This window comes from Actinomadura syzygii (assembly GCF_008085905.1).
Taxonomy (GTDB): Bacteria; Actinomycetota; Actinomycetes; order Streptosporangiales; family Streptosporangiaceae; genus Spirillospora; species Spirillospora syzygii.
This window is the reverse complement of the sequence record NZ_VSFF01000011.1, coordinates 400,955-416,662: the sequence shown is the minus strand read 5'-3', so window position 1 is coordinate 416,662 and position 15,708 is coordinate 400,955. Positions and strand designations below refer to the sequence as shown.

The following is a 15,708-nucleotide window of genomic DNA, read 5'->3' as shown; positions in this document are numbered from 1 at the left end:
ATCGTGGAAGTCGTTTTCCAAGTTGGCCAAAGTGACTCGGTCAAATGTGACCGGGGCACTGTGCCCCGGGACCTCGGGACGACGCGGGTGAACGCATCACTCGGCGGGGAGCGTCCAGCCCATTCTTTTCGGCGACGGTGATCCGGAAGGAGTGGACTGGTGACGGTGCCGACCCTGAGGTTCGACACGCTTCTGCTGCCCGGGATTGATCGGGCGGCCGGGCATGCGCGGCAATGGCTCCACGACGTCCTGGGCGACCACCCCGCGCTGGACGACGCCGCACTCTGCATGAGCGAGTTGGTGGCGAACGCGCTGCGGCACACGGACTCCGGGCCGGACGGGCAGGTCCGCGTGGAGGTGGGTCACTCGGAGCGGGTGGTCCGGGTGGAGGTCGTGGACGACGGCGGCGGCGCGTCCGTCCCGCATCTGGCGCTGGTGGGCGAGACGGCGGTGTGCGGACGGGGCCTGCTGCTCGTCTCGTTCCTGACAGCGGACTGGGGCGTGGAGCGGCGCGGCGAAGGCCACGCCGTGTGGTTCGAGATTCATTCGCGCTGAGCGTGTCAGATGCGGGTGGGCTCCATACCAGCGAGCGTCCGGCGGAATCCCAATTCGTCGGGGCCCATATGGGACGGCGCGTCCCGCGCGTCGGCGAGGGTGTCGAAGACCGCCTCGACCCTGAAATGCGCGGGTGTCAGGTGTCCGCCGAGGACGACGGACGGGTCGACGTCCCGCAGCCAGGCCAGGCCGGACAGGTAGGCGTCCCGGTCCATGTCGGCCGGTCGCGGGGTGTCGGCGGCCGTCCAGAGGCGCTCGCCCGCGACCCGCTCGTCGTCCGGGACTGCGGCGACGTCCTCGCTCTGGACGAGGTCGCCGGACGTCATCGGCGCGCCGAAGCAGTCAGAGCCGAAGCAGGCCCCGGTCAGCTCGTCGATGAGCCCGGTCGTCGCGGGGTTGTCGCGGAGGGGCGGCCGGAACGCCATGAGCCGCCGGTCGCCGACGTCCAGCCGCTCGCCGGGATTCAGCACGAACACCCTTTCGCGCGGCACACGATGCTCCAGCGACAACAGCCCTAGGCCGGAGAGGGACGTAACGAGCAACGCGTCCCGCGCCGTGGCAAGGATCTCGAAAATGCTGCCCGTGTGGTCGGGGTGGGTGAGGTAGACCCAACGGAGGTCGTCGGGTTCGACCAGCGACCACAGCTCGTCCAGGAAATCGGGGCTGGACGCGCGGAGCCCGGTGTCGATGAGCACTGGTTCCCGGGCGTAGACGACGTAGGCGTTGACCGGCAGAAACCCCAGCCCGGGTATCGCGATGACGTCCGTCAGCTCGGCGATGTCCGGCGCGGGACGAGAGATGTGCATGATGTCCCCAAGAGTCGCTTTTGAGACATATGCACCGCGTGTGGCCGCGTACCCTCCCGCGCCGTCCAACACCCCGCAAAGAATCCCCAACCACCGACACCCACCCCCGCAACGACGGGTCACCGCACCCACGCAGGAGAGGATGGAGCCGAGTTCACCTTCTTCTGCCGTTGAGGAGCCGACCTCTATGTCCATCCGCAGGGTCATGCCCGACATCCGCTCAGAGGCCATGGAGGAGAGCCGCGACTTCTACGGCCTCCTCGGGTTCGAGGAGGTCATGAACCTCGGCTGGGTCATGACGCTCGCCTCCCCGTCCAACCCCACGGCCCAGGTCACCTTCATGACCCGCGACGAGACCGCACCGGTCGTGCCCGACATGAGCGTCGAGGTGGAGGACGTCGACGCGGTCTGGGCGCTGATGCAGGAGCGCGGCGCGGAGATCGTCCACCCGCTGCAGGAGGAGGAGTGGGGAGTACGCCGCTTCTTCGTCCGCGACCCCAACGGCCGCGTGATCAACATCCTGACCCACCTCTAACCTCTCGCGGCGCCCTCACCGAGTTACGCCCCTGCGGCGCCTCCAATTCTGGACGCGCCGGAAAATGCTATATCGCCGTTGGTAAACGCATTCCGTTCCATCTCGACATAATGACTTCTAGCGAATGGGGGTCTAGTGTCCGTCGAGGTGGCCGCGATACGGGTGGGCGGATCGGTGGCGCAGTTAGCCGTCGGACGGTGGCTCGCCGGACGTTCCGGGAGGGACGCCGCAGGCAAGGACCTGGTCGAATTGATCAGGACCGGGTTCCCGGACGAGATCAGGCGGCGCGACGCGCAACGCCAGCTCGACGGGATCGCCGATTCGGTCGCCAAGCGGATATTGACGTTCGTCCCGCACGAGTTCCGCGGCCTCAACGATGGCGATCGCATAGCCGCCCTGCACGAGGTGACACGCACGCTGGAAGCCGCCGACCTTTCAGACGAGGCTTTCTTCGCAGCCGATGCCGATGCGGTGAAACTGGCACGCGGCCTGCGTTCACGGTTGCCCGCGCGCCGAGCCGAATTCGAGCTGGGCGAGGCGGGAGCACGGCTCTATGAGGTCACGCTCGACGAGTGCTGTGATTGCCTGGCCCGGATCATCGTCCATCTTCCGCAGTTCGGGCCGCGTGCGTCGGTGGAGATGCTCGGGCGGCTGAGCGGTGTGTCCGAGCAAGTCGGGGCCGTCCTGGCACGGCTCCCCGTCCGGACGCTGGACGCACCCGAAGGCGAATCCGAGGACGACGAGTTCACCCGCCGCTATCTGGCTTCCATCAGCGAATCGCTCGACACACTGGAACTGTTTGGCGTGCGATTCGAGCGGTTCACCCGTCCGCAGACGACGCTGAGCGTCGCCTACATAAGCCTGAACGTGTCCGACGAAGGCCGACGCGACCGCCACCGCCTGGCTCCACAGGCCGTCCCAGTCAGCGATTGGCGGGACGAGGCGAGTACGGGCACCGTTCGGGTCGAGGCAGCACTCAGCGATCAGCGATTAATGCTGTTGCGCGGAGAGGCGGGGAGCGGCAAGAGCACGCTGCTGCGCTGGCTCGCCATAACGGCGGCACGCGGTTCGTTCAGCGGGCCATTGAGTGAGTGGAACGGATGCGTCCCGTTCGTCATCAAGCTGCGCAGCCATGCGGGCGGGCCATTGCCGCGTCCGGAGGAATTCCTCGATGACGTCGCCGGGAACCTCGCGGGCTTGATGCCACGGGGATGGGCGCACCGGCGCCTGACGTCCGGCCGTGCACTCCTCCTGGTCGACGGCGTTGACGAGGTGACGACCGCCCAGCGCCAGACGGTCCGGCAATGGCTCAAGGCGATCGTCGCCGAGTTCCGTGACATCCGGATCGTCGTCACGTCGCGTCCCGCGGCGGCCGGGTCCGACTGGCTACGCGCCGAGGGATTCAGAACAGCGTTCCTCGAACAACTCTCCCCGGCAGACCTGCGGACGCTCGTCCAGCACTGGCACAACGCCATCCGCGACTGCCCCGACCTGCCGTGCGCCCTAGAGCGCATCCCCTCATACGAGGCACGTCTACTGGCACGCTTCGAGGCGGCTCCACACCTGCGGACGCTCGCGTCCAGCCCATTGCTGGCCGCCATGCTGTGCGCCCTCAACCTCGACCGCGAGGCACTCCCCCGCAACCGCATGGGACTCTACGCAGCCGCCCTAGAAATGCTCCTCGAAACACGTGACACCAAGCGCGGCATCCCAAGCGACCTCGAACGCGAGCAGAAGGTCCGCACCCTCCAGGACATCGCGTGGCATCTCTCGACCAGTGCTCGCGTGGAGCTACCCAAGCCAATGGTCGAGCGACTGGTCGGCGAGCGATTGGCTTCGATGCCACAACTCCGCGTTCAAGCGGACGCCGTCTTAGACGAACTGCTCCAGCGCAGCGGCATCTTGCGCGAGCCGGTACCAGGACGCATTGACTTCGTGCACCGGACCGTCCAGGAATACCTAACCGCCAAACATGCCGCCGACCTCGGCGACATGGACCTGCTCGTGAAGAACGCCCACCGCGACACCTGGCGCGAGACGGTCATCATGGCCGCTGGACACGCCAATGAGCCGCTACGACGCGAACTCCTCACCGGCATTCTGACCCGCGCCCGTACGGAGACACGGCACGCCCGCGCCCTGAAACTCCAGGCGGTCGCCTGCCTTGAGACACTGCCATCCATCCCAGGGGATCTCCGTCTGAGGCTCGATCAGTGCCTCGATGATCTCATCCCGCCTCGCGACGGAGCGTCCGCCCGCTCCCTCGCCGCCGCCGGGGACCCCGTCCTGGCTCGCCTACCGCACACTCTCGACGGCCTCACCATGGCCGCCGCCGAGGCAACAGTGCGAACGGCCTGGCTGGTCAACGGCCCGGACGCCCTTGGAGTGCTGGCTCGGTACGCGTCCGATCCGCGCTGGCCTGTACAGCGGGAATTGTCAGAAGGATGGAAATACTTCGACTCCACCGAGTTCACGGAACGTGTGCTCACACATCTTCCTGCCGGCGGTTGCCTTAAGATGACCCAACAACAACGACTCAACGCCCTGGACCTGGTACCGCATCTCGGCGGGCTGGTAGTACGAAGGGATGAGATCAATGAATTCGGCTTTTTCTACCACCACGCAGAGACCTTAAGGCTGCTGGAACTTACCGCATATGAGTCGATGGCGAACGCCATGCTTCTTCCGATCATGCCCAGGTTGCGATCCCTCTATCTGAACGCTCCTCATGTGGGCGAAGTCGACTTCCTCGAACGCCTTCCCCAACTGAGGACGTTCTGGCTTCGCGAATGTCGCACAATTACAGACTATTCACCATTACAAGGCCAGTGCGCCCTGACCACCTTGTGGCTCGTTAACTGCACTAACCTGACCAGTCTTGAAGAACTCCCCCCGTTACGGCCTATGCACAGCCTGAGTATCAGCGGTTCGAGGCTCAGTGGGGGTCTCGACGAGATCTCTCGGGAGACACCCCGGCTGAGCACCCTCAGCGTGAATAGATGCGACTGGGTGATGTCTCTTCGTCCCCTTTCCAGCCTTCCGCTCACCGCCCTCTACATGGACGACTGCCAACATGCAAGCGACTTCGATGCGCTCTCGCCTCTCACCGGGCTGGAGATCCTGTCGATGGGCGGCAGCAGCATCAGTAATCTCGAACCACTGCGACACCTTCGAAAGCTGAAGACTCTGTGGTTACACGACTGTCAGAGACTCAACGATCTACAGCCGCTCGCATCGCTGCCCAGGCTGAAGACCCTGCACATCGGTGGCGCCTCGCCCGGACTCGATCTTGCGCCGCTCGCAGCCAGCCGCACACTCGCCGTCTACATCAAGCCTGGCCAAAACGTCCGCAACGCCGAGGCGCTCGGCAGCCGACTGAAGATCCTTTAATCCGCCCCTGGCCCCGCCTGCGCTGCGACCTCTCGACACGGGCGAGTAAGCCCGCAAGCCCTCGCCCAGATCCAACCCGCACGCGTCACACATTGGGGCTCCGTGGCGTCTTGTGGGTGAAGGACGGTTGCGGGCGCGCTGGGGGCGTGGTCGCTGAGTGGGAGTCGGGGGTTGCGATGAGTTTGGGGTGGTCGGGCGGTCTGGCTGTGGGTGCGTGTGGGCGGAGGGAGGGCGGGATGTCGCGTCTGTCACACTTCGTTGACCTCAAGGTTGGTCGAGGTCGGACGCTTGGATGCCTGGAGCTGGGCGGTTCTGTCGTACCCCGTTGGAATACTCCCGGATCCTGCGGAGTTTAACCGTTCGCGAAAGTGTCAGTCGCTGCAGTAATTTTGCGGCGGTACCCCCTGAACGACCCATGGTCCCTGCGTGCCCGCGTGCGCGGGCCTCGACGATTGGAAGTCTCTCTTGACCGCTCCCGCGTCTCAGAAGACGGCGGACGGCCCACTCAAGGAACCCGACGCAGGCGGTGGCCTAGACCGCGGCGTGCTCGTGGTGGCCGGGGTCGTCGTCCTCGGCGCGATCATGTCCATCCTGGACGTGACCGTCGTCAACGTGGCCATCAACGACCTGGCCAAGGAGTTCAACACTTCGCTGGCCACGATCCAGTGGGTGGCCACGGGCTACACGCTGGCGCTCGCCACCGTGATCCCGATCACGGGCTGGGCCTCGGCGAGGTTCGGCACGAAACGCCTGTACATGGCCTCGATCGGGCTGTTCGTGATCGGCTCGACGCTGGCCGGTCTCGCGTGGTCGGCGGAGAGCCTGATCCTCTTCCGGGTCCTGCAGGGGCTCGGCGGCGGAATGATCATGCCCGCGGCGATGACCATCATGACCCAGGCGGCCGGGCCGCAGCGGGTCGGTCAGGTGATGAGCATCGTCGGCGTGCCGATGCTGCTCGGCCCCATCCTCGGGCCGATCATCGGCGGCTACCTCGTCGACGACGTGTCCTGGCGCTGGATCTTCTTCATCAACCTGCCGATCGGCATTGTCGCGCTGCTGCTGGCGGGCAGGGTCCTCAAGCGGGACGAGCCCAAGCCGGCCGAAAGGCTCGACCTGATCGGGCTTCTCCTGCTGTCCCCGGGCCTGGCCTCGCTGATCTACGGCGTGGCGAAGGGCGCGGAGGAGCGCGACTTCCTCCAGACCCAGCCGCTGATCTTCACGGTGGTCGGGGCGGTGCTGGTCATCGGGTTCGTGTTCCGGGCCCTGTCCGCGCAGAACCCGCTGATCGACCTGCGGCTGCTGCGGCGCCGGTCGGTGGCTGCGGCGTCCGGCACGATGGTGCTGTTCATCACCGCCTTCATGGGCGCGATGCTGCTGCTGCCGCTGTACTACCAGACCGTGCGCGGCGAAGGCGCGATGACGGCGGGCCTGCTGTTCGCCCCGCAGGGCCTCGGCGCGATGGTCACGATGCCGATCGGCGGCAAGCTCACAGACCGGATCGGGCCGGGACGCGTCGTCCTGTTCGGCCTGGTCGTGGTGGTCCTGTCGGTGGCGGGCTTCGCTACCGTCCTTGGGGCCGACACGTCCTACTGGGTGCTCGGTTCCGTGCTGTTCGTGATGGGCCTCGGCATGGGCATGACGATGATGCCGACCATGGCGGCCGCCATCCAGACCCTCGTCCACGACGAGGTTCCGCGGGCCAGCACGATGCTGAACATCATCCAGCAGGTGTCGGCGTCCATCGGCACCGCCGGGATGTCGGTGCTGCTCGCCAACCGCCTCACGAGCGAGCTCGGCGGCGGTGGCGGCGGCGAGATCGGCAGCACGCAGAAGCCGCCGCCCGAGGTGATGGCGAAGATCGCCGGACCGATGGCGGACGCGTTCCAGCACACCTACCTGTACGCCCTCGGGCTGATCGCCCTGGCCTTCATCCCGGCGCTGCTCCTGCCGCGCCGGCGGCCGGACACCACCGCCGCGACCAAGGCCGACGCCCCGATGCCGATGCACTGAGCCGCCGCGGGACGGCTCGCAGGACGCTTCTGGCGCGGTCCAAGCCCCGGTCTGGCCCCACTCGGGGCCGGCCGGGGCCTTCGCCGTCCAGGGCCGTCTCAGCGCCCCACGAGCCAACCCCTCCAAAGCGCCTCCGGCCCTCTCCGGCACGTCCGCTCAGCCATCGTGGTCCCGCCCAGCCCGTGCGTTCCCGCCTAGGCGTCGCGGTCCCGAATTCAGGGTGGCCGCCCTGGCTAAAGGCACCCTGAAGTCGTCCCAGCGCGCCACTAAAGGCGAGCACAGTCACCGCCGCGCCGTTCGGCTCGACTCTTCATGTCGCCCCAAGGCACCGCTTGAGGCGTGTGCTCAGGGGGTCGTGGGGTGTTTGGCGGGCCAGTACTCGTCGCGGAGTAGGCGTTTGTAGAGCTTGCCTGTGGGGTGGCGCGGGAGGTCTGGGCGGAAGTCGATCGCGCGGGGGCATTTGTAGTGGGCCAGGTGGTCGCGGCAGTAGGCGATCAGCTCGGCCGCCAGTGCGGGGCTCGCGTCGTCCATGGAGTGCGGTTGGACGACGGCCCGCACCGCCTCGCCCATCTCCTCGTCCGGGACGCCGAACACGGCGACGTCCGCGACCTCGGGATGGACGGCCAGGACGTTCTCCGCCTCCTGCGGGTAGATGTTCACCCCGCCGCTGATGATCATGTAGGCGCGGCGGTCGGTGAGGTAGAGGAAGCCGTCCTCGTCGACGTAGCCGATGTCGCCGAGGGTCGTCCAGCCGCGGCCCATCGGGTCGCGGGACGCGGCGGTCTTGGCCTCGTCGCCGTGGTACTCGAAACGGGGGCCCTTGTCGAAGTAGAGCGTCCCCGGAGTGCCGGGCGGGAGTTCGCGGCCGTCCTCGTCGCACACGTGGACCTCGCCCAGGATGGGACGTCCGACCGTGCCGCGGTGGGCCAGCCAGTCGTCGGGGCCCGCGTAGACGAAGCAGTTCGCTTCGGTGCCCGCGTAGTACTCGTGCAGGATCGGCCCCCACCAGTCGAACATCCGCTCCTTGACCGGGACGGGGCACGGCGCGGCCGCGTGCACGGCGGCGCGCAGCGTCGACAGGTCGTACCGGGCGCGGGCCTCCTCGGGGAGCTGGAGCATCCGGATGAACATGGTGGGGACCCACTGGCTGTGGGTGACGCCGTACTTCTCGATGGCGGCGAGGGCCTGTTCGGCGTCGAATTTCTCCATCACCACGACCGTCGCGCCGAAGCGGTGCATGGTGAGGCAGTAGCGGAGCGGGGCCGCGTGGTAGAGCGGCGCCGGGGACAGATACACCGAGTCGGCGTCGGGCTGGAAGAGCAGCGAAAGAAGCCCGTGGAGGATGTTCTGGCTGCCCATGGGGCCCTTGGAGAGGGGCGGCTTCACTCCCTTGGGACGACCGGTCGTCCCGGACGAGTAGAGCATGTCCGAGCCTTCGCACTCGTCCTCGATGGGCGTGGACGGGTACCGGGCGACGCTCTCCTCATAGGACGAGTAGCCGGGTGACGTGCCGCCGAGCATCAAGCGCAGCGGCACGTCCGGCGCGGGACGCGCGTTCTCGACCGCCGCGTCGGCGATGAACGCCTTGGCCCCGCAGTTGCCCACGATGTAGGCGATCTCGTCATGCTGGAGCCGACTGCTGATTGCCGTGTAATAGAGCCCGGACCGCTGGGCGGCCCAAGCTATGGCCAGGTAGAGCGGATGGTTCTCCAGCATGAACGCGATGTGGTCCCCCGGGCGCAGTCCCTCCGCGCGGAGCAACTGAGCGAGCCGGTTGGACTCCTCGTTCAGTTCCCTGTAGGTCACGACCGTCCCGGAGCCCGCCATGATGACGGCGGGCTTGTCGGGCGTCAGCCCGGCGTTCTGCCCCAGGTGCATGGCCGCACGCTACCTGGCGGGACCGCCGGATGAAATGAGATTCGGTCTACCGGGCGACGTCCGCCGGGTCAGACGAGCATGTGGTCGAAGTCACCGTCCTTGGCTCCGCCCACGAACGCCTCCACCTCCTCGCGGGTGTAGACGAGCACCGCCCCCTCGGGGTCTCGGGAGTTGCGCACGGCGATGTCCCCGGTGGGGAGCTCCGCCATCTCGACGCAGTTGCCGGACGGATTGCTCCGCCGGCTCTTCTGCCAGACGAGTTCGCTGCGCAAGACGTCCAGCATCTGATGGCCGTCCATCGTTGGTCTGCCCCCTCTAGGCGTCTCAGCCTTCCGAACCCGGAAGGCCGCGATCTCGCCCCACCCCACACAAATGGTACGAGATGCACGTGCATTCGTTCTTGCATCCGTTCATGCAGACGGTCTTGCATCTGCACGACTTGAGGAGCAAGATAGCGAACGCTCGCCGGTGACCACCCCGCACGCCTCTGAGGTTAATGACCATGACCGTTGACCAGGCAGACGACGTCGCTGCTCCCGCCGCCATGGGAAGCGGACGGTCGCGGCGCCCCGCGGCCCTTCATCCATGGCCCGACTCTCCCGCCGCCGCGCCGCAAGGCCCGAACGTCCCGGCTCCGGTGCCCGCGAACGCCCCGGTCGCCGTGCCCGGCCTGGCCGGGCGCTGGCCCGCGCCGCACGCCGGAACCCCGCGCACCGCCCGCCGCGTGTTCCCCGCGGAGATCACCGCGCCGCGCGCGGCACGCGAGTTCACGCAGCTCACGCTGGACGCCTGGGGCGTGTCCGAGGAGACCGGGGACGTCGTCGTCACCGTGTCCGAATTGGTGACGAACGCACTCCGGCACGGTATGGAGGGACTTCCCCAACCGCTACCGCTGTGTCCGATCCAGCTCGTCCTGGTCGGTCACCCGAGGCGGCTCGTCGTCTCGGTGACCGACCCGGGCGGACGCGCGCCCGAGCCGGTCCCGAGCGATCCCGACCGGTTCTTCGAGGGCGGCCGCGGCCTGCTCGTCGTCGGCGCGATCAGCGACGCCTGGGGCTGGGCGCGGCTCGCGACCGGCGGCAAGGCCGTGTGGGCGGCCTTCGACCTGCGGGTCAGCCCTCCATCGCCGCCGGAAGCGACTCGGCCGGCTCCGACGACCGCACCGGATTCTCCAGCTCACTGAGGAACTCGTGGGCCCAGCGGTCCACGTCGTGCTCGATCACGCGGCGGCGCATCGACCGCATCCGCCGCGCCTGGTCGGCGTGCTCGGCGTCCAGCGCGGCGAGCAGCGTGCCCTTGAGGCCGTCGATGTCGTAGGGGTTGACCATGAACGCGCCCCGCCGCAGCTCGGCGGCGGCGCCGGTGAACTCGCTGAGCACGAGCGCGCCGCGCAGGTCCTTGCGGCATGCCACGTACTCCTTGGCGACGAGGTTCATGCCATCCCGCAGCGGGGTCACCACCATCAGGTCCGCGGCCAGGTAGAGCGCGGTCAGCTCGGCCCGGTCGTACGAACTGTGCAGATAGTGGATGACCGGAAAGCCGATTTCGCCGTGTTCGCCGTTTATGCGACCGACGAGCTGTTCGATCTCCTCGCGGAGCAGCTGGTACTGCTCCACCCGTTCCCGGCTCGGCGTCGCGATCTGCACGAACACCGCCTGGCCCGGCTTGAGGCGGCCGTCCTCGAACAGCTCGCCGAACGCCTGGAGCCGCTGCGTGATGCCCTTCGTGTAGTCGAGCCGGTCGACGCCGAGGAGGATGGTCGCCTCCCCGAGGTCGCTGCGGATCTCCTTCGCGCGCTCCTGCACGTCGGACCGTCCGACCAGGTCGTTCAGCTCGCCGACGTCCACCGAGATGGGGAACGCGCGGGCGCGGACGACGCGGTCGTCCCAGTACACGTCCTGCTTGACGTACCGGGCGTCGAGCAGGCGGCGGCAGAGCCGGACGAAGTTGGCCGCCGCCCCCGGCAGCTGGAAGCCGACCAGGTCGGCGCCGAGCAGGCCCTCCAGGATCTGCCGCCGCCACGGAAGCTGCCAGAACAGCTCCAGCGGCGGGAACGGGATGTGCAGGAAGAACCCGATGCGCAGATCGGGGCGCAGCTCGCGCAGCATCCGCGGGACGAGCTGGAGCTGGTAGTCCTGCACCCAGACGATCGCGCCCTCGGCCGCGACCTTCGCCGCCGCCTCCGCGAACCGCCGGTTGACGCCGACGTAGGCGTCCCACATCGCGCGGTCGTAGACCGGCGGGGCGACGACGTCGTGGTAGAGCGGCCACAGCGTGGCGTTCGAGAAGCCCTCGTAGTACAGCTCGACCTCGCGTGCGGACTGCGCGATGGGGACGAGGGCCATGCCGTCCTCTTCGAAGGGCTCCAGCTCCTCGTCCGGGGCGCCCGTCCAGCCGATCCAGGTCCCCTTCCTGCGCCGCATCACCGGGGCGATGGCGCTGACCAGGCCCCCTGGACTCCGCCGCCATCGCGGCACCCCGTCCGCCCCGACGTTCCGATCGACCGGAAGCCGATTGGCCACCACCACGAACTCACTACCGCGCGACACCTGCGACCTGCCTCTCCAGGAACATTCAGTGATCACCATGCCCAGAAACGGTCATCAGGAACATCCTGTCACTTCGACGTTAAGGGCTGATGTCCGGAAAAGGTCGGTGTCAGGAGGGTGGGGACGCCCCCGCCGGGGATTGGAGCGGACCAGATTCCTTTCCCGGCAGGTGACCGCTGTTGATCGTCCGGTCACGGTGGACGAGTCACGAGCCGGATAGTCGGACAAAAAGTTACATACATCACATTTCGCCCGTAGACGCCGCCAGCCCGCCCGCGCGGGCGGCGGCGGTCGCGAGGACCGGGCCGCACGGGCGCGGACGGGCTGGTTGGGGTGGGTCAGGCGAGCCGGGGGGGCGGGTCAGGCGCGGACGGACTCCCGGTATCGTCCGGCGCCCTCGCCGTGGCGGGTCCACAGGAGGGCGTCCAGCGAGTACCGGCCGGCGCCGGTGAGCGCGAACAGCACCGAGACCGCCGCGAGGACCATCACGTACTCGTAGCCGCCCTTCTCCGAGAACAGGCCGTTGTCCATGTGGACGAACCAGAACGCTCCGGCCATGTTCAGCGCGATGAGCACCCCGGCGAGCGGGACGAGGAACCCGGCGATGAGCGCGAGGCCGCCGAGCAGCTCGACCCAGGTGCAGTACAGCGCGGACAGGCTCGGCACCGGGATGCCGAGGTGGTCGAAGGACCTCGCGACCTCCGCGTGGCCCTCGTCGACGAGTTTCTGCCAGCCGTGCGCGACGAAGATCACGCCGACCGCGAGCCGTCCGAGGAGGAGTCCGGCGTCGGGCATGGCGGGGTGACCGCGGGGTGGGAGCATGCCTCGTCTCCTTCGGTTGAAGATTCAAATATGAACTTTCCCGACGCTAGCAGGGTGATTCAAATCCAGACCATTTAGAAACTTCGAAATCCATTCAAGACAACTAGAATCCCCATATGAGCGACGGTGCGGACGCCCTGGGACCGGATGAGCTGCGCGCCTGGATGGCCTTCCTCGCCGCGAGCCACCTGATCGACCACGAGGTCGAGCGGCAGCTGAAGCGGGACGGCGGGCTCTCGCATCCCGAGTTCGAGGTGCTGGTCGGGCTGTCGCTGGCGGAGGGCCACCGGCTGCGGATGTCCGACCTCGCGCGCAAGGTGATGGTGTCGAAGAGCCGGCTGACCTACCAGGTGACCCAGCTCGAACGCGCCGGGCTCGTCCGGCGGACGGGCTGCGAGGACGACCGGCGCTCGGTCTGGGCCGAGCTGACCGACGCGGGCGCCGAGCGGCTGGCCCGGGCCAGGCCGGGGCACCGGCGCGTCGTCCGGGAGACGCTGATCGAGGTGCTGACGCCGGAGGAGCTCGCGGTGCTCGGCGACGCCCTCGGCCGCGTCACCGACCGCCTCCGCGCCCCCGCTGACCGCTTCCCCTGAGCGCCCGGCGGGTCGGGGGCGGCCCGGTGCGGGTTCGCGAGAGGGTGGGGGCATGCGCGACTTCGGTGGGATCGTGGAGCGGACGCCCGTCCGGGTGGTGCGTCCGGGGTCGGCGGACGAGGTCGCCGCCGCCCTCCGGGACGCCGCCGCGAGCGGTCTGGAGGCGCTGCCCCGCGGCCTCGGGCACTCGACGTACGGCCAGTCGCTGACGTCCGGCGTGTCGCTCGACCTGCGCGGCCTGAACGGCGTCGACGTGGTCGAGACGGGCGCGGCGGACGGCGGAGGCACTGCGGTGGCCGGGGCCGGGGCGACCTGGCGGGAGGTCCTCGCGGCGACGCTGCCGCACGGGCTGACGCCGCCGGTGCTGACCGACTACCTCGACCTGACCGTCGGCGGGACGCTCTCCGCGGGCGGCGTCGGCGGGACGTCTCACCGGTACGGGACGCAGGCCGACAACGTCCGCGCGCTGGACGTCGTCGTCGGCGGGCAGGCGGTGCGCTGCTCGTCCGGCGTCCTTCCCGAGGTGTTCGACGCGGTGCTCGGCGGGCTCGGGCGGCACGGCGTGATCACGGCGGCCGAGCTGCGGCTCGTCCCGGCGCCGGAGCGGGTGCTGGCCTGCACCGTCCCGTGCCGGGACGCGGCGGACGTGCTGCGCGTCCAGCGCGATGTGCGGGCCGAGGAGGTGTCCGCCCAGATCAAGCCCACGGACGTCGGGTGGGCGTACGAGGTCAAGGCCGTCCTGCACGGGGACGGCGGCGAGCCTCCGCCCGGCACGGCCGAGACCGAGGAGCTCGCGTACTTCGACTTCTGCGACCGGATGCGTCCCGACGTGGAGGAGCTGATCGCGCTCGGCGAGTGGGCGCGCCCGCATCCGCTCGGCATGGTGTTCCTGCCGGTGTCACGGGCGGCGGAGGTGATCGGGGCGACGATGGCGGAGACGACCGCGGACGACCTCGGGCTCAGCGGCGTCACCCTGATCAAGGCGCTGCGGTCCGGGCGCGCTCCGGTGCCGGGCGGGGAGGCCGTCCTGTTCAGCGTGCTGCGCGCGGCGTCGCCCGGATGCGCGCCGGTCGAGGCGATGCTGGCCGCGAACCGGACGCTGCTCGACCGCGCCCGCGCCGTGGGCGGCGCCCGGTACCCGGTCGACTCGGTCCCCTCCTGAGCGCGTGGGTCACGCGATCCAGTCACAGGGCGAGGGCGAGGACCTCCGCGCCGGGAAGGGCGGTCAGGGCCTTGCCCGGGACGAGGAGCTTCGAGCGGCGCAGGCCGCTGCCGATCACGACGCGGGACGCGGCGGCGACGGCCTCGTCCACCAGGATCGGCCAGCCCGCGGGGAGGCCGACCGGGGTGATGCCGCCGTACTCCATGCCGGTGAGGGACGTCGCGTCCGCCATCGGCGCGAACGACGCCTTGCGGGCGCCGAGGCGCTTGCGGACGACGCCGTTCACGTCCGCGCGGCCGGTGGCGAGGATCATGCAGGCCGCGTAGCCGACCTCGCCGCCGCGCTTGGCGGCGACGACCACGCAGTTGGCGCTCGCCTCGAGCGGGACGTCGTACCGCTCGCAGAACGCCGCCGTGTCGGCCAGTTCGGGGTCGATCTCGGCGGTCTCGGCGTCCGGCGCCGCCGCGATCGCCGCCGCGACCGGGTCGGCCAGCAGGTCCAGGCGGTCGCCCGCCGGTCGCCAGTCGAGCGTGCCGAGCATGGACGTCCCCCTCTTGAACTCGGCCGGAGGCTCCCCGAGCCTGTGGTCAGGGTCCCACCCTGCCACGGATCTCGCGGAGGCGATATGGTCCAGTGGATGAGCCAGTGGACCTCTGGAGGCACTGTGCCGCCCTCGCCCATCCCCCGCGACACCGTCGTCGACGCCCTCGTCGACCGGCTCCGCGACGACGTGCTGAGCGGCCGCTACCCGCCCGGCTCGTACCTGCCGCCGGAGCGGGAGCTCGCGGCCGGGTACGCGGTGACGCGGACGTCGCTGAAGCACGCGATCGTCCGGCTGGCGCAGGCGGGGCTGCTGGAGACGCGGCACGGCGTCGGCACGCGGGTCCGCGACTACGAGCGGCTCGGCGGGCCCGAACTGCTGCCGATGCTGGTCAGCACGGTCGGCCCGGCCTGGATGCGGGAGGTCTTCGAGGTCCGCAGGGAGATCGGCGCGCACATCGCGGGGAAGGCCGCCGCGCACGCCACGGCCGAGCACCGCGACCGGCTGCGGCGCCTCGCGGCGGTGCTGCGGGACGCCGAGGACGCCTCCACCGCGCAGCTCACCGAGTGCGAGATCCACCGGGTGGTCGCCGCCGCGACCGGGAACCGGGTCTACGGGTTCATGATCAACGCCCTGCTGAACGCCTACCTGGCCGTCCGGGACGGGTTCGCGCACGCGTTCGCCGACCCCGCCGTCGCGGCCGCGCGCATCGCGCCGCTGGTCGAGGCGGTGTGCACGGGGGACCCCGGCCGCGCCCGCGAGGCGGCGGCCGCCTACTTCACCGAGACCGAGGCGATCATGATCGCGGGACCGCGACGCCCCGGCGGCGGACGCGGCTAGCCCGCGCTTCGTCCCGTCGCGCAGGAC

The 15,708-nt window shown here is 69.2% G+C and carries 14 protein-coding genes; 8 read left to right on the top strand and 6 right to left on the bottom strand.

Features of this window, described 5'->3' with window-relative positions; genetic code table 11:
- The first annotated feature begins 159 nt into the window (after nucleotides 1-159).
- Nucleotides 160-555 (top strand): ATP-binding protein, encoded by a 396-nt coding sequence (locus FXF65_RS29865; protein ID WP_187412551.1) that lies wholly within the window; start codon nucleotides 160-162, stop codon nucleotides 553-555.
- 5 nt (nucleotides 556-560) lie between these two features.
- Here FXF65_RS29865 and FXF65_RS29860 read toward each other — a convergent pair whose 3' ends face one another.
- Entirely contained in the window at nucleotides 561-1,361 is an 801-nt protein-coding gene (locus tag FXF65_RS29860) for an MBL fold metallo-hydrolase (RefSeq protein WP_187412550.1), read from the bottom strand.
- 187 nt (nucleotides 1,362-1,548) lie between these two features.
- Here FXF65_RS29860 and FXF65_RS29855 point away from each other — a divergent pair, with 187 nt between their 5' ends.
- From FXF65_RS29855 to FXF65_RS29845, 3 genes are all read left to right on the top strand, one after another.
- Nucleotides 1,549-1,896 carry a VOC family protein gene (locus FXF65_RS29855; protein ID WP_148353363.1) on the top strand — a complete coding sequence of 116 codons (348 nt, stop codon included), beginning with the start codon at nucleotides 1,549-1,551 and terminating at the stop codon, nucleotides 1,894-1,896.
- 135 nt (nucleotides 1,897-2,031) lie between these two features.
- Nucleotides 2,032-5,286, top strand: a complete 3,255-nt coding sequence (locus tag FXF65_RS29850; RefSeq protein ID WP_148353362.1) for an NACHT domain-containing protein — start codon at nucleotides 2,032-2,034, stop codon at nucleotides 5,284-5,286.
- A 465-nt stretch (nucleotides 5,287-5,751) separates the two neighbouring features.
- Nucleotides 5,752-7,296 carry a DHA2 family efflux MFS transporter permease subunit gene (locus tag FXF65_RS29845; RefSeq protein ID WP_246199198.1) on the top strand — a complete coding sequence of 515 codons (1,545 nt, stop codon included), beginning with the start codon at nucleotides 5,752-5,754 and terminating at the stop codon, nucleotides 7,294-7,296.
- 345 nt (nucleotides 7,297-7,641) lie between these two features.
- On the opposite strand, the gene FXF65_RS29840 is transcribed toward FXF65_RS29845, so the two are convergent.
- The gene (locus tag FXF65_RS29840) at nucleotides 7,642-9,174 is read right to left on the bottom strand and encodes an AMP-binding protein (RefSeq protein WP_148353361.1); all 1,533 of its coding nucleotides are present in this window, start codon (nucleotides 9,172-9,174) and stop codon (nucleotides 7,642-7,644) included.
- A gap of 68 nt (nucleotides 9,175-9,242) precedes the next feature.
- Entirely contained in the window at nucleotides 9,243-9,473 is a 231-nt protein-coding gene (locus FXF65_RS29835) for a DUF397 domain-containing protein (RefSeq protein ID WP_148353360.1), read from the bottom strand.
- 203 nt (nucleotides 9,474-9,676) lie between these two features.
- On the opposite strand from FXF65_RS29835, the gene FXF65_RS29830 reads away from it, so the two are divergent.
- On the top strand, nucleotides 9,677-10,357 hold the full coding sequence (locus tag FXF65_RS29830) for an ATP-binding protein (RefSeq protein ID WP_148353359.1): 681 nt from the start codon (nucleotides 9,677-9,679) through the stop codon (nucleotides 10,355-10,357).
- Here FXF65_RS29830 and FXF65_RS29825 read toward each other — a convergent pair.
- Together FXF65_RS29825 and FXF65_RS29820 are read right to left on the bottom strand one after the other, a co-directional pair.
- Nucleotides 10,287-11,762 (bottom strand): alpha,alpha-trehalose-phosphate synthase (UDP-forming), encoded by a 1,476-nt coding sequence (locus FXF65_RS29825; RefSeq protein ID WP_148353358.1) that lies wholly within the window; start codon nucleotides 11,760-11,762, stop codon nucleotides 10,287-10,289. The genes FXF65_RS29830 and FXF65_RS29825 overlap by 71 nt on opposite strands.
- Nucleotides 11,763-12,083: 321 nt before the next feature.
- Entirely contained in the window at nucleotides 12,084-12,545 is a 462-nt protein-coding gene (locus tag FXF65_RS29820) for a DoxX family protein (RefSeq protein ID WP_148353357.1), read from the bottom strand.
- Nucleotides 12,546-12,661: 116 nt separating this feature from the next.
- Between FXF65_RS29820 and FXF65_RS29815 the strand changes: the two genes are divergently transcribed.
- Complete coding sequence (locus FXF65_RS29815) at nucleotides 12,662-13,138, top strand: MarR family winged helix-turn-helix transcriptional regulator (RefSeq protein ID WP_148353356.1); 477 nt, start codon at nucleotides 12,662-12,664, stop codon at nucleotides 13,136-13,138.
- Between the two features lie 52 nt (nucleotides 13,139-13,190).
- Nucleotides 13,191-14,300, top strand: coding sequence for an FAD-binding protein (locus FXF65_RS29810; protein ID WP_148353355.1), 1,110 nt, complete (start codon nucleotides 13,191-13,193; stop codon nucleotides 14,298-14,300).
- Nucleotides 14,301-14,322: 22 nt separating this feature from the next.
- Here the strand turns inward: FXF65_RS29810 and FXF65_RS29805 are convergent, their stop codons facing one another.
- Nucleotides 14,323-14,841 (bottom strand): YbaK/EbsC family protein, encoded by a 519-nt coding sequence (locus tag FXF65_RS29805; RefSeq protein ID WP_148353354.1) that lies wholly within the window; start codon nucleotides 14,839-14,841, stop codon nucleotides 14,323-14,325.
- A gap of 96 nt (nucleotides 14,842-14,937) precedes the next feature.
- Here FXF65_RS29805 and FXF65_RS29800 point away from each other — a divergent pair, with 96 nt between their 5' ends.
- Nucleotides 14,938-15,681, top strand: coding sequence for a FadR/GntR family transcriptional regulator (locus FXF65_RS29800; RefSeq protein WP_148353353.1), 744 nt, complete (start codon nucleotides 14,938-14,940; stop codon nucleotides 15,679-15,681).
- The last annotated feature ends 27 nt before the right edge of the window (nucleotides 15,682-15,708 follow it).